Source organism: Bartonella sp. DGB1, from assembly GCF_041345015.1.
Lineage (GTDB): Bacteria > Pseudomonadota > Alphaproteobacteria > Rhizobiales > Rhizobiaceae > DGB1.
The window spans coordinates 1,121,048-1,142,485 of sequence record NZ_CP166769.1; the positions used below are offsets into that span (position 1 = coordinate 1,121,048).

At 31.6% G+C, this 21,438-nt stretch carries 16 protein-coding genes and 1 tRNA gene; 5 read left to right on the forward strand and 12 right to left on the reverse strand.

Translation table 11 applies throughout. The annotated features are described in order from the left end of the window. Window positions 1-8: 8 nt before the first annotated feature. Window positions 9-1,781 carry a single-stranded-DNA-specific exonuclease RecJ gene (gene recJ, locus AB6T46_RS05660; protein ID WP_370931178.1) on the reverse strand — a complete coding sequence of 591 codons (1,773 nt, stop codon included), beginning with the start codon at window positions 1,779-1,781 and terminating at the stop codon, window positions 9-11. Window positions 1,782-1,808: 27 nt separating this feature from the next. Beyond that, window positions 1,809-2,780, reverse strand: a complete 972-nt coding sequence (glpX, locus tag AB6T46_RS05665) for a class II fructose-bisphosphatase (RefSeq protein ID WP_370931179.1) — start codon at window positions 2,778-2,780, stop codon at window positions 1,809-1,811. A gap of 174 nt (window positions 2,781-2,954) precedes the next feature. On the opposite strand from glpX, the gene AB6T46_RS05670 reads away from it, so the two are divergent. Next, a tRNA-Glu gene (locus AB6T46_RS05670) sits at window positions 2,955-3,029 on the forward strand. Window positions 3,030-3,451: 422 nt separating this feature from the next. Here AB6T46_RS05670 and AB6T46_RS05675 read toward each other — a convergent pair. Then, window positions 3,452-4,645 (reverse strand): MFS transporter, encoded by a 1,194-nt coding sequence (locus AB6T46_RS05675; RefSeq protein ID WP_370931180.1) that lies wholly within the window; start codon window positions 4,643-4,645, stop codon window positions 3,452-3,454. Between the two features lie 1,033 nt (window positions 4,646-5,678). On the opposite strand from AB6T46_RS05675, the gene AB6T46_RS05680 reads away from it, so the two are divergent. After that, window positions 5,679-6,893, forward strand: a complete 1,215-nt coding sequence (locus AB6T46_RS05680; RefSeq protein WP_370931181.1) for an NADP-dependent isocitrate dehydrogenase — start codon at window positions 5,679-5,681, stop codon at window positions 6,891-6,893. A 71-nt stretch (window positions 6,894-6,964) separates the two neighbouring features. On the opposite strand, the gene tgt is transcribed toward AB6T46_RS05680, so the two are convergent. The 6 genes from tgt to gyrA all read right to left on the reverse strand — a co-directional run bounded on the left by tgt (window position 6,965) and on the right by gyrA (window position 13,544). Continuing rightward, a complete protein-coding gene (tgt, locus tag AB6T46_RS05685) occupies window positions 6,965-8,098 on the reverse strand; it encodes a tRNA guanosine(34) transglycosylase Tgt (protein ID WP_370931182.1) in 1,134 nt (377 codons plus the stop codon). Beyond that, window positions 8,085-9,149: a tRNA preQ1(34) S-adenosylmethionine ribosyltransferase-isomerase QueA gene (queA, locus tag AB6T46_RS05690; protein ID WP_370931183.1), complete on the reverse strand. Its 1,065-nt coding sequence runs from the start codon at window positions 9,147-9,149 to the stop codon at window positions 8,085-8,087. Before queA ends, tgt begins: the two co-directional genes overlap by 14 nt. An 87-nt stretch (window positions 9,150-9,236) precedes the next feature. After that, a complete protein-coding gene (locus AB6T46_RS05695) occupies window positions 9,237-9,737 on the reverse strand; it encodes a peptidylprolyl isomerase (RefSeq protein WP_370931184.1) in 501 nt (166 codons plus the stop codon). Window positions 9,738-9,748: 11 nt separating this feature from the next. After that, complete coding sequence (locus AB6T46_RS05700; protein WP_370931185.1) at window positions 9,749-10,312, reverse strand: peptidylprolyl isomerase; 564 nt, start codon at window positions 10,310-10,312, stop codon at window positions 9,749-9,751. Beyond that, window positions 10,306-10,815: a pantetheine-phosphate adenylyltransferase gene (coaD, locus tag AB6T46_RS05705; RefSeq protein ID WP_370931186.1), complete on the reverse strand. Its 510-nt coding sequence runs from the start codon at window positions 10,813-10,815 to the stop codon at window positions 10,306-10,308. The genes AB6T46_RS05700 and coaD overlap by 7 nt, the downstream gene beginning before the upstream one ends. 44 nt (window positions 10,816-10,859) lie before the next feature. Further along, complete coding sequence (gene gyrA / locus AB6T46_RS05710; RefSeq protein ID WP_370932052.1) at window positions 10,860-13,544, reverse strand: DNA gyrase subunit A; 2,685 nt, start codon at window positions 13,542-13,544, stop codon at window positions 10,860-10,862. Between the two features lie 331 nt (window positions 13,545-13,875). On the opposite strand from gyrA, the gene AB6T46_RS05715 reads away from it, so the two are divergent. Further along, window positions 13,876-14,520, forward strand: coding sequence for a MarC family protein (locus AB6T46_RS05715; RefSeq protein WP_370931187.1), 645 nt, complete (start codon window positions 13,876-13,878; stop codon window positions 14,518-14,520). 28 nt (window positions 14,521-14,548) lie between these two features. Here AB6T46_RS05715 and ssb read toward each other — a convergent pair whose 3' ends face one another. After that, window positions 14,549-15,025: a single-stranded DNA-binding protein gene (gene ssb / locus AB6T46_RS05720; protein WP_370931188.1), complete on the reverse strand. Its 477-nt coding sequence runs from the start codon at window positions 15,023-15,025 to the stop codon at window positions 14,549-14,551. 125 nt (window positions 15,026-15,150) lie between these two features. Here ssb and uvrA point away from each other — a divergent pair, with 125 nt between their 5' ends. Beyond that, window positions 15,151-18,027: an excinuclease ABC subunit UvrA gene (gene uvrA / locus AB6T46_RS05725; protein WP_370931189.1), complete on the forward strand. Its 2,877-nt coding sequence runs from the start codon at window positions 15,151-15,153 to the stop codon at window positions 18,025-18,027. A 99-nt stretch (window positions 18,028-18,126) separates the two neighbouring features. After that, window positions 18,127-19,536, forward strand: coding sequence for a type I glutamate--ammonia ligase (glnA, locus tag AB6T46_RS05730; RefSeq protein ID WP_370931190.1), 1,410 nt, complete (start codon window positions 18,127-18,129; stop codon window positions 19,534-19,536). A 140-nt stretch (window positions 19,537-19,676) separates the two neighbouring features. On the opposite strand, the gene AB6T46_RS05735 is transcribed toward glnA, so the two are convergent. Further along, the gene (locus tag AB6T46_RS05735) at window positions 19,677-20,390 is read right to left on the reverse strand and encodes an ATP12 family protein (RefSeq protein WP_370931191.1); all 714 of its coding nucleotides are present in this window, start codon (window positions 20,388-20,390) and stop codon (window positions 19,677-19,679) included. A 9-nt stretch (window positions 20,391-20,399) separates the two neighbouring features. Next, window positions 20,400-21,389: an RluA family pseudouridine synthase gene (locus AB6T46_RS05740; protein WP_370931192.1), complete on the reverse strand. Its 990-nt coding sequence runs from the start codon at window positions 21,387-21,389 to the stop codon at window positions 20,400-20,402. Window positions 21,390-21,438: the final 49 nt, after the last annotated feature.

Here is a 21,438-nt window from a genome sequence, read left to right on the forward strand (position 1 = left end):
ATGTAATATTAATTAGCAGTGCGAACATCCACTAGAAAACCTATTACATTTTCTTTAAATTGATAATTATTAATCGATAAATTACAAATAAAATCTAAATAACTACCTTCGTTAGCTAATAAAAATTTTTTTATATCATCCGCTAAAGAATTAAAAGCCATTATCTTTAATTTCTTTTTAAAACCATCCTCTATCATTAAGATTAAATGATCATTAGAAATTACATGTATATTAGCTAATTTATGCGATGCAAATAAAAATAAAGGCTTAGGGTGCCCAGTTCCATATGGTCCAGCCTGTTCTATCATTTTCACTAAGTTCACATTCGCCCCTGAAGCACTTAAAGCTGCATCTATTTTTAACAAACGATTAGATTTAAGATTAGGAATAATCTTAGCTGCTTTTTCTTCAAACCAATTACGGAATTCAGCTATTTTTTCTGGTTTAATTGTTAAACCAGCTGCCATAGCATGACCGCCCCCTTTTTCTAAAAGTTTTAAATTTACCGCCTCTTTAATTACCTTACCTAGATCAAATCCTGCAATAGATCTACCAGATCCAACTGCGGAACCATCGTTTTTTGGTGCAATAACAATTGTAGGTAAAAATAATTTATCCTTGAGCCGAGAAGCAACTAAGCCTATCAAACCTATATGCCAACTTTCATTATAAATCACACAGGAATTCTGTGAATCTTTATTCTCCATACAATCTAACTCTACTAAAGCTTGTTCGATCATTAAATTTTGTATAGATTGACGTTGAAAATTTAATTTATCTAATTTTTCAGCAATATCTTCTACTATATTTTTATCATTGCTAGTTAATAATTTAACTGCTTGAGCCGCATCTCGTAATCTTCCACCAGCATTAATACGAGGACCTAATAAAAAACCACAATGATAAATATTTAAAGGCTCTCCTATTCTTGCTACTTTAGCTAATGCAGCGATTCCTTTATTATGTAGTTTATGCATAATTTTTAGCCCGCTAACCACAAAGCTACGATTTAAACCAACTAAAGTCATCACATCACAAATAGTCGCTAAAGCAACTAAATCTAATAATTCCAATAAATTAGGTAAATTTGTATTAGTACTATTGCGTAACAAGCGCGATATATGCACTAAAACCATAAAAACTACGCCTGCAGCACATAAATTACCTAACCCAGAAAAATCATCTATACGGTTAGGATTTACTACAACAAGATCATCAGGCAAATCATCAATTATTTGATGATGATCTAATACAATAATCTTAATATCGTTCAACTTTTGTACATCACGTAATAAATCAATATTTCCTGAACCGCAATCTACTAATATAATTAACTTATAACCTTTATTTATTAATTCTGTTAAAGCTGTTTCATTAGCGCCATACCCCTCATACATTCGATCAGGTATATATACTTCATGCTCTATAGCAAAATTTTCTAAGAATTTTGATAATATAGAAGATGAACAAACTCCATCCACATCATAATCACCAAATATAGCGATTTTCTGTTTTGATAAAATAGCATTAACCAATATTTCACCACAGCGATCCATATCTTTTAAAGTTAAAGGATCTGGTAAAGTATTTTTTATTTTAGGATCTAAAAAATCTTCTACTTCTGCTTCAGTTACGCCACGAGCGACCAGAATTCGAGCAATAATTTCTGGTATATTTTTTTTCTGGCTAATGGAAAGAGCATAATTAATCTTTTGTTGATCAAGAATCTCTTGCCAAATATATCCTCCTATAGAATTACTTTTATCTTTAATATTTTGCATAATATATAAATCATATATTCCGTTAAACTATTTATTATTTGGATATTTAGTTTCTATAAATTGAATAGTTTTCGTAGCTGAACGCATGACTAGTGTATGAGTCTTTATGTAGTTATCACAAATTTTTACCCCGGATAACATATTTCCATCCGTTACACCGGTAGCAGAAAATATAACATCATCACCTTTAGCTAATTCGTCTGCTTGATATATCTTATTAGGATCTTTAATTCCCATTTGAGCAGCCCTAGCAATTTTTTCATCAGTATCTAAAATTAATCTAGCTTCCATTTGCCCACCTAAACAACGTAAAGCAGCAGCCGCTAGAACACCTTCTGGAGCTCCGCCTATGCCCATATATATATCAATAGTAGATTCTGCTGTCGCTGTATGTATTACTGCAGCAACATCACCATCCCCTATTAATCTTACCCCTGCTCCAGTAGCCCTTATTTCATTTATGATATTTTCATGTCTTGGTCTATCCATCACACAAGCCATAATTTGTGCTGGTGCGACGCCTTTTGCCTTAGCTAAAGCAAGAATATTTTCTGTTGGACTATTATTAAGGCTAACAATATTTTTTGGATATCCTGCACCAATAGCTATTTTTTCCATATATACATCTGGAGCATATAATAAATTTCCTTTTTTAGCTACAGCTACCACAGCTAAGGAATTTGGCATATCTTTAGCACATATTGTAGTGCCCTCAAGAGGATCTAAAGCAATATCAACCGCAATGCCTTTAGTAGTTCCTACTTTCTCTCCAATATATAACATTGGAGCTTCATCTCTTTCCCCTTCACCAATTACTATTGTACCGTCAATATCCAACTGATTTAAAGCATTACGCATTGCATCTACAGCAACTTGATCGGCTGCTTTTTCATCACCTTTACCACACATTCCAACAGCTGCAATAGCCGCTTGTTCAGTGACATAAGCCAAATCAATAATTAAGTTCCTTGAAAGAGAAGTTGATGAATTATGTGACATAATTAGTCCTCATTTATTTATAAAAATAATCCTCTTTTAGCAAGATTTTTGCTAAACTATAATATTTATTAGCATAATAATATAGTTTTCCCCAAGCAAAACAAAAATTATTTTTTTTTAAAAATTATTCTTGCATAATAAAAAAAATAACTTTATAAGAAGAAAATAACCTAGGCGCCCATCGTCTAGCGGTTAGGACGCCGCCCTTTCACGGCGGAAACAGGGGTTCGATTCCCCTTGGGCGTACCAGTGTATTTTAAAAAATACCAGCAAACAATAATATATTCTTGTACTTTATATTAGCCCTCTTTTAAGTCATATCTACAATAAGATATATTATTATATAATAAATTACTCTCTTATAATTATATTTTTATCTTACGTGACATTCTGCTCAAAATTTTATATATAAACAATATATTTAATAAGTTAACTATTACTCATAAAATAATTGATTAAACAATAGAATTAACCTTAAATAGCTTTTATACAAAATATAAAAATATCCAAAAATCAATTATTTACCTTTGTTTAAAATAAAGTGATGTAATATATAAAATAGCATTACATATACTCAAATATTTTTCAAAAAAATTAATAACCTAAAACAAATAGCAACATTAATACCATAGATTGTAATAAAATAATTTTATTACAATCTACCTTATCAACTAAGCAGTAACAGAAACAGACTCAGAAGACTTTTTACTTACCCTAGCACATGTAGCAAAGATCAATGAGCAGCTGAGCATAATAACTCCCACCAATATAGGGTAATTAACAAATATATTATATTTATAGACTATCGGCATAAGTATTCCACCCAAAACATCACCTGATAAATAACAACTTTGAATCAAACCAAATATTGTAGCACTATCATTTTCCTCAGCTATTTTAAGTTCTAATATAGATTCTATAATTCCTTCAATAGAACTAAACATGTTATAAATTAACAAACAAGCTACATATAATATAGCTAACTGCTGTCCTAAAATATAAAATAATAAGGATATAGTAATAGCTTTTAAACAAGCAAAAACCATATATGCAAAAATAGAATCATTAGCAGAAACATACATATAAAGATTTTTAGCGGCTAGAGCACTAACTACAGCTAACGACATAATCATACCTATTGCAGAAATAGAAAAATCTAAATTTTTCAGATAGATAGGTATCAATGGCAAAAAACATGCAAAAAATATTCCTGATATAAAAACATAAGACATTAACGATAAATAAAGAGATTTATTAGCTTTAAAATTCTTAATAAAACTTAAATTTTGTTTATCCTTATTCTTCTGCTTAGGATTATATTTATAAATATCTTCTTTCTTATTAATGAATAAACAACCAGAAAAAGTTATAACACCGGTCAATATAATAGCTAATTGATAATTATATATAGTAAAATAAGCCAAACCAGCAACTAAAAAACCGGCAATAGTGCGGCCTAACATATTAACTATTGCACTAATGTTCCCTATTTTCAAAATGACCTTAGGTCTTACTTCAGAATCAATATTTACCATTAAAGCACTTAAAACTAATCCTACAGCACTTGCTCCTATACCAGCAACTATACCTGTAGTCATTGCTAAATATATATCCACTGGAAATGCTCGTAAAATAAGCCCCACAGCATATAAAATATAACCAAAGGCTAAAGAATAAGCTAAGCCAAATTTTTTAATAACTTTTGCATAAAGGAAAGAAAATGCTCCAACACACGCCATGGTTACATAAGAAATAGAAAATAAATCTAATTTACCTTCCATTTCCCATAAGATAGGAAATAGCATTTTAGAAAGAGCCATAGGTAAAAAATATAATATCCTAAATAAATAAATCTTTTTATACATTCGCACTCATAAAATATTTTTTTTAAAATTTGTAAATTTTCTTTTATATTTTCATCAAAAGAATATAATATATTAACTTTTTCTGGTAATTTTTGTGCATTTCCACCTGCTCAAAAGTTAATTTTTCCGCCTACAAAATTAACCTTTTAGCAAAATCATTTATATTTGCATAAGCCAATACACTAGATAAAAATTCATAAAAGTTAACCTGTAACGGTAAATTTTTATAAATCACATGCTTCCATATGATCATATTTTTATTATTACAACAGACAAGCAAAAAACTTGCTTACGATACATAACTACCAAACATTACTTTAGATTATAATTAAACTGAAAATTTGATTTAAATTACATCAATAATTTTTTCTCTACGGATTTTATTTTATTCATTTTTCATCCTCCCAAAATTTATTGAACTATCTCAGGCTAGTTGATTCTAAATCCATTGTCAACTATAAATTATTTTATAAAAATAAAACCAATAATATAACTTATATTTAAATAGATTATTAAATATAAAAGTAAGTTATACAATATTACATATAAGCATTTATTTGTTACTAATACTGCTTTTCCTTTTTCCTACGCATAATGTAACCAACCCTATAATTTACTGAAAAATATAAAATAGAACAATTGAAGTCTGATTAATTCTTTAACTACAACAATATTTCCAATCACATATCTAGCTTAAGAGACTTTTTATAAAAATTATTTAACTGATTGCTTTAACCTACCCTTATTACCTTTGAACCTTTGATCCATACCAAAAAAACTAATATTAATTGAAATATTTAACGATAATGGCAAGCAAGATCTATCTAAACCAACATTCTGAAAAATTCTAGAATATTATAAGAGCACCTGTAGAACTTTTTAAAAATAATAGTACTACATATATTATTAACTAAAAAAATTAAATTTTACTTTTAATAACCCTAGTGCCGTAAACTCTTTTTGGTAAAAGTAAAAATAGTTATTATATTAGTAATTATTATATGATAAATAGTAATTTTAAGCGAGGTATAAAATGATAAAAATTAAAGTTACAAATCCAGTAGTAGAGCTAGATGGCGATGAAATGACCCGCATTATCTGGCAATTAATTAAAGATAAATTAATAAATCCTTACCTTGACATAGAATTAAAATATTATGATCTTTCAATTGAAAATCGTGATGCAACTGATGACCAAGTTACTATAGACGCCGCAAATGCAATTAAAAAATATGGTGTTGGGGTAAAATGCGCTACAATCACACCTGATGAAGCTAGAGTCAAAGAATTTAATCTTAAAAAAATGTGGAAGTCTCCTAATGGTACTATCAGAAATATTCTAGGAGGAGTTATTTTCAGAGAACCAATTATTGCTAGAAACGTACCACGCATAGTACCTAATTGGACACAACCTATTATCATTGGACGACACGCCTTTGGTGATCAATATAAAGCGACAGATTTCCAATTTCCTGGAAAAGGAAAATTATCAATAAAATTCGTAGGAGATGATGGACAAGTAATCGAACATGAAGTATTTAATGCTCCAAGTAGCGGCGTAGCTTTAGGAATGTATAACCTAGATGAATCTATTAAAGATTTTGCAAGGGCTTCATTTAACTATGGCTTACAACGTAAACTTCCTGTTTATTTATCAACTAAAAATACTATTTTAAAATCTTATGATGGACGGTTTAAAGATATTTTCCAACAAATATTTGATACAGAATTTAAACAAGAGTTTGATAATTTAAAAATCTGGTATGAGCATAGATTAATAGATGATATGGTAGCTTCAGCACTAAAATGGGCTGGTGGATATGTGTGGGCATGTAAAAATTACGACGGTGATGTACAATCAGATATAGTCGCACAAGGCTTTGGCTCACTAGGTTTAATGACATCTGTTCTTATGACACCAGATGGTCAAACAGTAGAATCAGAAGCTGCACATGGTACAGTAACAAGACATTATCGCCAATATCAAAAAGGCGAAGAAACTTCAACCAATTCTATTGCTTCTATCTTTGCTTGGACACGTGGTTTAGCACATAGAGCAAAATTAGATAATAATCAAAAATTAGCAGATTTTTCTAAAACACTAGAAGACGTATGTATAAAAACAGTAGAGCAAGGCTATATGACCAAGGATTTAGCTTTACTAATTGGTCCAGAACAAGAATGGCTATCAACTACTGGATTTATCGATAAAATCGACGAAAATCTTAAAAAAGCTATGTGCCAATAAATCATACTGAATATACTGCAAGTAACATAAATAAATCCCTCTTTAAAGAGGGATTTATTTATAGCTTAACTCTAAACTGCTTTGTTAGTTTCTTTTTCCCAGTTTAATCTAGTTTGCACAAAGAAATCAGCAAATGTTTGCTTCTCAATAGACTCTCTTATTTCTCTCATCAATTGTTGATAATATGCCAAATTATTCCAGGTTAATAACATAGCAGCTAAAGGTTCCCCCGCTTTAACTAAATGATGTAAATAAGCTCTACTATAATCTCTGCTAGCTGGACAATTAGATTCAATATCTAAAGGACGCAAATCTTCAGCATGTTTAGCATTACGCAAGTTTATTTTACCATAACGAGTAAAAGCCAAACCATGACGACCAGCACGAGTAGGCATTACGCAATCAAACATATCCACTCCAACAGCTACGCTTTTTAAGATATCATCAGGTGTACCAACCCCCATTAAATAACGAGGTTTATTCGCTGGTAACAAAGGACAAACTACAGATAATATATCTAACATAACTTCTTGCGTCTCACCTACAGCTAAACCACCTATAGCATAACCTTTAAGATCCATTTCCGTTAACATTTTCGCAGATTCTTCGCGTAACTTATAATTATCACCACCTTGCACAATTCCAAACATAGCCTTATCAGCTTGATCACCAAACGCTTGTTTACATCTATCAGCCCAACGAATAGAAAGATGCATAGCTTTTTCTATCTCGCTAATATCATTAGGTAATGAAACACATTGATCCAATTGCATTTGAATATCAGATCCTAATAAGCCTTGTATTTCAATAGATCTTTCTGGTGACATTTCATAAGCACGACCGTCAATATGAGATTTAAATGTTACACCTTGCTCATTTATTTTCCGCAATGACGCTAATGACATAACTTGAAATCCGCCTGAATCCGTTAAAATAGGCTTAGCCCAACCTATAAAACTATGCAAGCCTCCTAGTTTAGCAATTCTTTCCGCTCCTGGACGCAACATCAAATGATAAGTATTTCCTAAAATAATATCACTTCCTAATTCTTTCACCTGATTAAGATACATAGCTTTAACAGTACCACAAGTTCCTACGGGCATAAAAGCAGGCGTATCAATATTGCCTCGTGGCATTGATATTTTACCCCTACGAGCTTTTGCCGCTTGGTTTAATAATTGGAAACTAAAATTATTGGTTATCATTATCTCTCTCTAGTAAAGAACTATCCCCATATGAATAAAATCTATATCCATTATTAATAGCATATTGATAAATATTTTTTATTTTTTCTATACCGCAAAAAGCAGATACTAACATAAATAAAGTAGATTTAGGTAAATGAAAATTAGTCATTAATAGATCTACAAATTTAAATTTATACCCTGGAGTAATGAATATATCTGTATTACCACTCCAAGCCGTTAAATTGCCCTCTTGAGCGGCTGTTTCTAATAAACGCAAAGATGTAGTACCTACAGCAACTATACGCCCCCCCTGCTGCTTAACCTTATTCAATTCATCAGCAATATGTGCAGATATAACTCCCCACTCAGAATGCATTTTATGATCGTGAATATTATCAACCTTAACAGGCAAAAAAGTTCCTGCTCCTACATGCAAAGTTATAAAATAAATTTTTATATTTTTTTGTTTAATTTTTTGTAATAAATCTTCTGTAAAATGTAATCCAGCAGTTGGAGCTGCTACTGCACCTTTTTCATTAGCATAAATTGTCTGATAGTCATATTGATCTTGCTTATCTTCAGCCCTTTTACTAGCAATATAAGGAGGTAAGGGCATTTTACCTATTTTTTCTAAAGCCTCCCATAAATCTCCCTCAGCCTGAAATTTTAAAATTACTCCACCATCTGTTAATTTTTCTTCTACTTTTGCAACTAATTTAATATCATCCGCCGTGAAGATAATTTCTTCCCCTACCTTTAATCTTTTAGCAGGTCGCACAAAAGCATGCCAGCTAGATAAAGATTTTCTTTGATGTAAAGTTACTGAGATATCTACTATATGCTCTGCTCTAATTCTTTTACCTTGTAATCGAGCAGGAATAACTTTAGTGTCATTCAATACTAAAGCATCGCCCTCCTTTAATAAATCAACAATATCTTTTATTTTAAAGTTACTTGGCGCATTTTTGTTTTTTGGAACATATAATAATTTAGCATTATCCCTAGGATTAGCAGGACGTAAAGCAATCAATTCTTCTGGTAAGCTAAAATCAAATTCATTAACAAGCATAATATTCTCAATTAGATATAAATAATAATTAAGACCCTGTTAGGATCTTAATTATTAAAACAACACTTAAATAAATACCAATAAAAGCTAACCAGCAAAATATGCTTTAACTATTTTATCAGGATCTTGAACTGGCTCACCTCTTTTTAATTTATCAATATTTTCCATGCCTTTAACAACTTTACCCCAAATAGTATATTGTTTATCTAACCAAGGCGCAGATTCAAAACAGATAAAAAACTGAGAATTAGCAGAATTAGGGTTTTGACTTCTAGCCATGGATACTACACCCCTCTCGTGTGATAAATCAGAAAATTCTGCAGCAAGATCACTTTTATCAGATCCTCCCATGCCAACACGTTTCATATCAAAATTACTGCCATCTGTTTTACCAAATTGCACATCACCAGTTTGCGCCATAAAACCTTCAATAACCCGATGAAATACTACATTATCATAGGCACCTTCAGCTACTAACTCTCTAATACGTGTTACATGTTTAGGAGCTACGTCAGGAAATACCTCTATAGTAACCTCTCCTTGAGTTGTTTCCAAGATCAATGTATCTTGAGTAGTTTTATCATTCATTATAATCTCCGTTACTTTAAATAAGCTTTTATAATATGGTCGGGGTCTATTACTGCTCCGTTATTAGCAGTATTACCTTTACGTAATTGATCTATATATTTCATCCCCTTAGTTACTTCCCCTATAATGGTATATTGACCATTTAACCATGGTGCATCACCAAAACAAATAAAAAATTGTGCATTAGCAGAATTAACATCACTACTACGAGCCATTGCTACCACACCGCGCTTGAATGGTTTATCACTAAATTCGGCTGGTAAATTTGCATAATCAGAAACACCTGAACCTACTAATTTATCATTATAACCGTAAATATTACCAAATTGCACATCACCAGTTTGCGCCATAAATCCATCTATCACTCGATGGAATACTACTCCATCGTATGAACCTTCCTCTGCTAATTTTTTAACTCTTTCCACATTTTTAGGGGCAAGCTTACTATCAAGAGTTATTTCAACATTACCATAAGCTAACACTAAAACTAATGTATCTATTTTTGCAGAATTTGACCAAGTTAACGTAATAGAAGCAAAAAATAAAGTAAATAATAAAACAATTTTTCTTAACATATAGAACCTTTCTGAAATTTATTAGCTAAAGCCTGAGCTACAACATTAGGAACAAAAGCAGATACATCACCGCCCATTAAGGCAATTTGTCTTACCAAAGTCGCACTTATTGGACGATGAGTTAAGGAAGAAGCAAATAAAATTGTTTTTAAACCGCTATCTAATAGCGCATTGGTTCCAATTACCTGTAATTCATACTCAAAATCAATAGTATTACGAACACCTCTGACTAAAAAATTAGCTTTTACTTCTTTAGCGGCCTCTACCAATAATTTATCATAAGAAAAAACAACTAACGAATCTTTATAATCTTTTAACTCTTCATCTATTACCTGATTAATAAGACTCATTCTTTCTTCTACTGTAAATAGGCATTTTTTTCTATAGACATTCTTACCTATACCAATCGAAATATGATCAAATAATGACAAAGCCTGCTGTAAAATATCCACATGCCCCCGAGTTAATGGATCAAAAGACCCAGCAAAAATAGCTTTTTTCATATATTCCTCATAGAAAAACAACAGATACCCAAATTAAAACTAGGTTAATCTATTTTCATTTCGTCTATATTGTCATTATCACAATCATTTTCTGATATAGATTCTACTGACACAACTTTTTCATCATCTGCGGTATTAAAGATCTTAACACCCTTACTTGAAGGTCTTGCTATGCGAATATCGGCTACAGGAACCCTTATTAACTGTCCACCATCGGAAACTAGCATAATTTGGTCATCATGTTCAACTGGAAATAAAGATACTAAATTACCGATTTCATTTACCTTATTGAAATCTGTAGACCTGATACCTTTACCACCCCGGCCAGATATTCTAAAACTATAAGAAGAAGATCTTTTTCCATAACCTTGTTCAGTCACGGTAAGTAAAAATTCTTCTTTTTCACGTAATTCCTCATATCTTTCTTTTGATAATTTAAATTTATCTATATTTACATCTTCTGAATTATCATCAGCGTCAATTAATTCTTCATCAATATTCTGTTCTAATTTACGCTCTAATAAAGCTGCTTTTAAGTAAGCCTGGCGTTCTTGATATTCAACATTAATATGTTTAATAACTGCCATGGAGATAACCCTATCTCCTTTTTCTAATCTAATTCCTCTTACCCCTACAGAATTCCTACCAGAGAAAACGCGGACATCATTTACCGGAAAACGCACAGTAAAACCACCAGCAGAAGTTAATAATATATCATCATCAGCAGTACATGTTTGTACTGATAAAATTTTATCCTCTGATGTTTCAAGCTTCATCGCAATTTTTCCATTACGATTAATTTGTACGAAATCACTAAGCTTATTACGCCTTACGGTACCAGATGATGTAGCAAACATCACATCTAACTGGCTCCATTTTTCTTGTTCTTCTGGTAATAATAATATACTGGTTATAGTTTCCCCTTGTGATAAAGGCAATAAATTAATTAAGGCTTTACCTCTTGCTTGCGGCGAACATAATGGTAAACGCCAAACTTTTTCTTTATATACCATTCCTTTAGAGGAGAAAAATAATACTGAAGTATGAGTAGACGAAATAAATAATTTTGTTACTACATCTTCATCTTTAGTAGACATTCCTGAACGACCTTTTCCGCCTCTCTTTTGTGCACGATAAGTAGCTAACGGAACTCTTTTTATATATCCAGCATGACTAACAGTTATTACCATATCTTCACGAGCTATTAGATCTTCATCTTGCACGTCACCAATAGCGCTACCAAAAGTAGTCCGACGTGGTGTAGAAAATTCTTCACTAACCAAGGAGAGCTCTTCTTTTACGATGCTCATAATCCGCTCACGAGAAGCTAAAATTTGTAAATAATCAGAAATTTCTTGACCTAATTTATTGAGATCTTCACCTATTTCATCACATCCTAAAGCTGTTAATCTCTGCAATCTTAAATCTAAGATAGCTTTTGCTTGTTCCTGAGATAATTTATAAGTTTTATCATCTAAAATCTGATGAAGAGGATCATCTATTAATTGTAATAAAGTCTCAACATTTCTAGCATCCCAATTACGCGCTAACAATTGTTCGCGTGCAGCAGCTGGATCTGGTGCATGTCGAATCAGTTGAATAATTTCATCAATATTAGCTACGGCAATGGCTAAACCTACTAAAATATGCGCTTTTTCTCTTGTTTTACGTAATAAATATTTCGTACGTCTACTTACTACTTCTTCTCTAAAATTAATAAAAGCACGTAAAATCGATAATAAAGACATCAATTCTGGTTTACCGCTATTTAAAGCAACCATATTGACACTAAAAGTAGATTGCAAAGGAGTATATTTAAATAATTGATTTAATACAACTTCTGCCACGGCATCACGTTTTAATTCAATCACCACCCTATAACCATCGCGATCAGATTCATCTCTAAGATCTGAAATACCTTCTATTCTTTTACCGCGCACTAATTCCGCGATTTTCTCTATCATAGTTGCTTTATTAACCTGATAAGGAATTTGGGTAATTACTAATCTTTCTCTATCATTAGACATCTGTTCGATATCTACTTTTGCTCGCACTACAATAGAACCCCTACCAGTTTCATATGCTGACCTAATACCAGCCTTTCCTAATATAATACCCGCGGTAGGAAAATCAGGACCAGGAATAAATTCCAATATTTCATCTAATGAAATATTAGGATTATCTATTAATGCCAAACAAGCTTGTAATAACTCTCCTAAATTATGTGGTGGTATATTAGTAGCCATACCCACAGCGATACCACCGGCGCCATTCACCAATAAATTAGGGAATCGTGTTGGTAAAACTACTGGTTCTTGTTCACGACCGTCGTAGTTAGCTTGAAAATCCACAGTGTCTTTATCAATATCATGTAATAGAAATTCACTGATTTTTTCTAATTTACATTCTGTATAACGCATAGCAGCAGCAGAATCACCATCAATTGAACCAAAGTTTCCTTGACCATTAATCAGAGGATCCCGCAAAGAAAATTCCTGCGCCATTCTTACTAAAGCATCATAAATTGATTTATCACCATGCGGATGATATTTACCCATAACCTCACCAACCACACCTGCAGATTTACGGTATGATTTATTCCAATGGAGGCTCATTTCATTCATAGCATATAATATACGTCTATGTACTGGTTTTAATCCATCGCGCACATCCGGCAAAGCCCGTGATACGATAACACTCATCGCATAATCAAGATAAGATCTTTGCATCTCATCAATGATAGATATTTGTTCAATCTCTATAATATTTTCATTATCTAAATTATAGTTTGTCACGCTTTCCCAACTTTCTATTACGAATCGTTATGTTTTATAGCATATTTTACCATTTTTCTAAAATATTTAGGCTAGTAATTATAATTTATGCAACATTTATACAAAAAATATATTATTTTAATAATAATAATAAAATAATAAGTGTAAAAACTAGTAGCTACATATATTTATCTTTACAAGCTGATATAAAAAATATCTTATCTACTGAATTTAAATATAATATAATATAACTTAGTCCTATAATTATTAACTTCACGAGATTATCATGTATAGTTTTGATGCCATTTCTAGTCTTTTTGTAACTTTATTAGTTGTTATTGATCCACCTGCATTAGCTCCGATCTTACTCGGGCTAACTCCAGATATGAGCAACGCACAGCGTAAACAAACCGCTTTTTTTGCTTGTTCTATAGCTTTTTATATATTAATCATTTCTGCCCTATTAGGGTCTAAAATCCTAATGATATTAGGTATTAGTTTTCCAGCTTTTAGAATAGCAGGAGGATTATTATTATTTTGGATCGCATTTGAAATGGTCTTTTCAAAACGAACAGAAAGAAGACAAGAAACTGCTGTAACCGCTATCACCAAAGACCATATTAAAAATATTGCAGCTTTTCCGCTAGCAGTACCTTTAATTGCTGGTCCAGGTGCAATATCTACTAGCATTTTAATGGCCGAACAATCCTCAGGTATTATTGGTGGAATAATTATCATATTCTTAATATTTATAGTGGTAGCCGCTTCTTATACCTGCATGCTATTAGCTGGTTCTATACATAAAGTATTAGGCGAAACGGGTGGAATCTTATTATCACGCTTATTAGGAGTGTTACTCGTTGCTTTATCCATCCAATTAATTGGTGATGGTATACAAGAATTTATATTATTAAAAAGTAATAATATATAATATAATGGGCAGCTAAGCGCCCATTATATTAAAATGGTATTTCATCATCAAAGTCAGCCATTGAATGTTTATTATTCGAATTGTCAGTATTCGTTTTATTTTCGAAATTATTATCAAATCTATTAGTTTGAGAAACAGAATTGTCGCCTTGATTTCGGCTATCTAAAATTTGCAAATCTCCACGAAATCTTGGTATGACAACTTCTGTTGTATATCTATCTTTGCCCTCTTTATCTTGCCATTTACGAGTTTGCAATTGACCTTCCAGATATATTTTATTACCTTTTTTTAGATAAGATTCTGCAAATTTTGCTATTGTTTCATTTAAAACAACAATATTATGCCATTCAGTTTTTTCCCGTTTTTCACCAGATTGCCTATCTTTCCAGGTTTCTGAGGTAGCAATAGAAAAGCTAACCATTAAATCCCCTGATGCAAATCTACGCGATTCTGGATTGGTTCCCAGATTGCCTACTAGAATTACTTTATTTATGCTACCTGCCATTTTACTCTCCGTTAACTAATTTATGCAACTTATATCTTTTATTACCATTAAATGTAAATGACAAATTGTAATAAAAGTTTTTTTTATTTATAAACAATATTACAACTAATACTAAGGATTTTACAATGCCAAATTCCATGATTTCAATCAAAGGAGCAAAAGAGCATAACCTTAAAAACATAAATATAGATATCCCCCGTCATAAATTAATCGTCTTAACTGGGGTTTCCGGCTCAGGAAAATCTTCTTTAGCATTTGACACAATATATTCTGAAGGACAAAGAAGATATGTAGAAAGTCTATCAGCATATGCAAGACAATTTCTAGATAAAGTCCAAAAACCACAAGTTGAACAAATTGAAGGTCTATCTCCGGCTATATCAATTGAACAAAAAACAACTAATCACAATCCTAGATCTACTGTAGGCACTATAACAGAAATATATGATTATTTAAGGCTACTTTTTGCTAGGATTGGCATAGCCCATTCCCCTGCTACGGGACTGCCCATTAAGAGACAGACTGTCTCTGAAATGATAGATATAATTATGGCTATTCCAGTAAATACTAGATTATATCTTTTAGCACCTTGCATCAAAGAACGCAAAGGAGAATTTAAAAAAGAAATAGCAGATTTACAAAAAAAAGGATTCCAAAGATTAAAAGTTAACGGTCAATTTTACGATATTAACGATGTTCCAATCTTAAACAAAAATAAAAAACACGATGTTGATGTTGTTGTTGATCGTCTTGTCATACAAGAAGATATTCAAACTAGATTATCAGATAGTTTAGAAACTGCTTTAGCTTTAACCGATGGAATTGCAGTTATAGAATTTGCCGATGAGCCATTAATAAAACCGGGTAAATTTAAAAATGAAACACATAAAAGAATTACTTTTTCTGAAAAATTTTCCTGCCCAGAATCAGGCTTTACTTTAACGGAGATAGAACCTAGATTATTTTCTTTTAATAGTCCTTTTGGCGCCTGCTCCGGTTGCAATGGTTTAGGGTTCCAACAAAAAATAGATAGTAATCTAATTATAGATAATGATGAAAAAAGTTTAGCGGAAGGAGTGTTAATACCTTGGCAATCTTCTTACCATCAACAAATTTTATCATCATTAGCAAATTTCTACAATTTTGATCTAAAAACCCCATGGAAAGATTTACCTGAACAATATAAAAATATAATTTTACATGGTTCTGGTGAACAAAAAATTCCATTTGATTATAGTAATGAAAAAATCCACTATAAAAATACAAAAGTTTTTGATGGATTAATCACAATCTTAGAAAGAAAGTGGCAAGAAACTGAATCCCCTACAGTAAGAGAAGATATAGAAAAATTTATGACTCGAGTAACTTGCTCCTGCTGTAATGGATATAGATTAACTAAGGAAAGTTTATTCATTAAAATTAATGATCGACATATCGGACAAATAAGTGATATGTCGATAATATCTGCATATGAATGGTTCACAGATTTACCGCAACATTTATCTGATAAAGAAAATACTATAGCTGAACCTATTATAAAAGAAATAACCTCTCGCTTAAAATTTTTAATCAATGTAGGTTTAAACTATTTAACTATTTCAAGAAGTTCAGAAACTTTATCTGGTGGAGAAAGTCAACGTATCAGACTTGCTTCTCAAATAGGATCAGGACTAACTGGAGTATTATATGTATTAGATGAACCATCTATTGGATTACATCAAAGAGATAATGAAAAATTATTAATCACCTTAGAACATCTGCGCAACTTAGGTAACAGTGTATTAGTAGTAGAACATGACGAAGATGCTATTTTAAGAGCTGACCAAGTTATTGACATAGGTCCATTTGCAGGGGAATTTGGTGGACAAATAATTGCCCAAGGCACAGCAGAAGAAATAATGGCTAATAAAGAATCTCTAACTGGTCAATATTTATCTGGACAGTTAAAAATAGAGCGTCAACAAAAAATCTTTAATTTTGAGACACAACCTAAAATTCAAGTTTTTGGAGCTACTGGTAACAATTTAAAAGATATTAATGTGGAAATTCCTTTAGGTGTTTTTACTTGTATTACTGGCGTATCCGGCTCAGGTAAATCCACTTTTTTAATTGAAACCTTAGTTAAAGAAGCACAAAAATATTTATATAACAGCAAAATCTCTTCTGCTCCTCATAAGGAGATTAAAGGATTAGATCAAATAGATAAACTTATTCGTATAGACCAATCTCCTATTGGTCGTACTCCACGTTCTAATCCGGCAACATACACGGGTATTTTTACCCCTATTAGAGAATGGTTCGCTAAATTACCAGAATCAAAAGCCCGCGGTTATACAAGTGGCAGATTTTCTTTTAATGTAAAAGGGGGAAGATGTGAAGCATGTAAAGGTGATGGTTTAATTAAAATAGAAATGCATTTTTTACCAGCCGTATATGTTACTTGTGATATTTGCAAAGGAAAAAGATATAATCGAGAAACCTTAGAAATTACATATAAGAATAAATCTATATCTGATATTTTAAATATGACCGTTTTCGAAGCTGCTGAATTTTTTCAACCGCTTAATTCAATCCGTAGAGAATTAAACGCATTAGAAAGAGTCGGTTTAGGCTATATAAAATTAGGGCAACCATCTACAACTTTATCAGGTGGTGAAGCGCAAAGAATTAAATTTGCGAAAGAATTATCAAAACGCGCTACGGGCAATAGCCTTTATATATTAGATGAACCAACTACCGGTTTACATTTCCATGATATAGCAAAATTATTAGAATTGCTTGACGAATTTGTACAACAGGGTAACAGCGTTATAATAATAGAACATAATTTAGATTTAATAAAAAATGCTGATTGGATTATAGACTTTGGTCCAGAAGGTGGTGACGGAGGCGGAAAAATTATCGCTCAAGGAACTGTTAAAGATATAATAAATTCTAAATTATCTTACACAGGACATTTTTTAAAAATTGCGTTAGATAGGCACAAATGCACCAAAAGTTAAAATGTTAATAAGTCATTAAATTGTAAAAGAACTATTGTCATTAAGATAATTTCTTTATAACCTAACTAGGTTGTAGTTAAATTTAAGGATTGTGCAAATATGATAACAATACCACACCTATTGAACCAAATAAAAGAAAATGAAATTAAATTTGCTGATTTACGCTTTACCGATAGCCGTGGACGATTACACCATATGACTATTGACGAAGCTTTAGTAGATGAAAATTTGTTTGAAAATGGTATGTTGTTTGATGGTTCTTCCATTGATGGTTGGTGTGATATCCATAATTCAGATATGATCCTCATGCCAGACATAAATACTGCACATATTGATTCTTTTTTTGCACAATCAACGATTGTGCTTTTTTGTAATATAATAGATCCTAAAACAGGAAAATATTACAATAAAGATCCACGCAGCGTTGCGCAAAAAGCTGAAGCTTATTTAAAAACCACCGATATAGGTGATACTATTTATGTTGGACCAGAAGCTGAATTCTTCTTATTTGATAATATTCAATTTACCACAGAACCTAATGAAATGTCATTTAAATTGGATTCAATCGAATTACCAGCTAATAATGGCAAAAAATATGATGTTGGAAATTTATCTCATCGCCCTAAAGCTAAAGGAGGATATGCGCCTTTATCGCCTGTGGATACCGGTCAAGATATCCGTTCAGAAATGATAACCATTTTAAAAGAGATGGGCGTAACAGTTGAAAAACACCATCATGAAGTAGCCCCCGCTCAACATGAATTAGGTATTAAATTTGATAATTTATCCAGAATAGCTGATAAATTACAAATACATAAATATGTGGTACATCAAGTAGCTAATGCCTACGGTAAAACGGCAACATTCATGCCAAAGCCTTTATATAAAGATAATGGATCAGGTATGCATGTTAACATGTCTATCTGGAAACAAGATAAACCTATATTCGCAGGAGATAAATATGCAGGTTTATCTCAAGAATGTTTATATTTTATTGGCGGTATTATCAAACATGCTAAAGCATTAAATGCCTTTACAAATGCATCAACTAACTCTTACAAAAGATTAGTACCTGGATATGAAGCTCCAGTATTATTAGCTTATTCAGCTTCTAACCGTTCTGCGTCTTGTCGCATTCCATTTTCAAATTCTGATAAAGAAAAAAGAGTAGAAGTAAGATTCCCTGATTCTACTGCTAATCCATATTTAGCTTTTGCAGCTTTACTTATGGCCGGCTTAGATGGAATTAAAAATAAAATTCACCCCGGTGAACCAATGGATATGGATCTATATAAACTCCCTAAAGAGGAATTAAAAAATATAGCTACTGTAGCCACTTCATTAAGAGAAGCTCTAAATGCCTTAGATCAAGATAGAGAATTTTTAAAAGTCGGCAATGTGTTTGATGACGATATTATTGATAGTTTCATTAACTTAAAAATGCAAGAAGTAGAACAATTCGAAATGGCACCTCACCCTATTGAATTTGAACTTTATTATTCACTATAACTTACATCCTATATCTATAAATGGGTACATTATACCCATTTATAGATTAACTAACAAAATTAATATATAAATTATAATAATGAAATTATTATAATTTATATATTGTTAGCCTTTTAATTAAATAACTACCTGATATTACTCTAATTATAACTAGCCTTAAATAAATTATAAGCAGCAGTTAATTCAGCCAAATTATTTTGCTGAATTTGCTGTTTTTCTTCATCTTTTTTCCATTGATCATCTACCCAATTATCATCTATATTAGAATAATTCCATGCATCTTCTAAGGTTATTTGATCAAATAATAAAGCAGAAGTTAATAGACTAGATTTAAAAATAGAAGTTATCGTGTAAAAAGCAGTTAACGCAAATGGATTGGTTATTTTCTTTAGAAAAGAACCAAATAAAGCAATGGATTCTTTCGGTTGCTGAATAGATATTAATTCTTGCGTTACTAAAAAATCTGCTCCTATTGTATCTTTTACCCAATCTAAAATAGGATCCCATGATTTTTCTTGTAGTTCACGTAATCCTACAGGATAAGGAGCACGGTATAAGATTGAATCATAGCAAGTAAATCTTAATAAATCCTCATAAATAACTTGAGTATCATTAGCTACCCCATCTATAGCTGTATTAACCATTCGTGTTACAAACATTTGCTGTGGCTTTATTTCACTTGTTTGATTAATAAATTCTTGAGCAACTAAATTTGCTATATTCTCATTAGGTAAAATTAATATATTTTTGGCTGGTGTAGTCAAAAATTTATCATCTAAATATATTTTATAACCTCCCTCTGCAGCTGCGATAGTAACTTTATTGTAAAATTTATTTAGCGTCGACTTATTCATCTATTATCCTTAAATATTTTTATCTTCGTCTATATTTTCGTCAAACCCAAATAAATTGAAAGTTTGTTGCATGTGAGCTGGTAAAGGCGCTATTATTTCTAATTTTTTACCAAAAATGTTAGCAAAAAACAATTTTCTAGCATGTAAATGTAATTTATTTTGTATACCACCTGGACAAATCCAATTACTATCAGCATGAAAATATTTAGGATCGCCTATAATAGGATTCCCCATATTAGCTGTATGTATCCTAAGTTGATGCGTACGACCGGTTAATGGCTCTAACTCCATCCAAGAAATACTTTTAGGAATATGATCTATCACCTTATAACAAGTAATAGCATGTTGAGCGTCTGGATCTCCATGTTCACAAACGGTCATATAATCACCTTGTGAACCTGACTTTTTACATAGCCAGTTAGATATTCTTCCAGTTCTTTTTGCAGGAATATCACGCACAATTGCCCAATATGTTTTTTTAACTTCTCTTTTTTTAAAGGCATCTGTTAAAGTTTGCGCTGCTAATCGACTTTTAGCAACTATTAATAACCCAGATGTGTCTTTATCTATACGATGTACTAACCTAGGTTTTTCACCTTTCTTATTACGCCAACTCTCTAACATGCCATCAATATGACGAGTCACTCCAGAACCGCCTTGTACAGATAAACCAGCTGGTTTATTCAAGATATACATATTTTTATCTTCATATAATAACATTTTCTGCAATGCACTATTATCATCATATTGCTTTAATAAATTTTTAGTTAAACTAGGGTTATTTTTGATATCTATATTTAAGGGAGGTATACGAACAATCTGACCGACTTTTAAACGATTATCAGATTTAGCTCTTTTACCATCTACCCTAATTTGTCCAGATCTCAATAACTTTTGCAATGCTCCAAAAGCTAAACCAGAATAATGAATCTTGAACCAACGATCTAAACGCATTTCAGCTTCATCTTGTTGGACTATTTTTTGCTCTACGCCAGTCATTCTTATTCCTTATTATTTTAATTTATGTTTTAGCTATTTTTCACTTAAT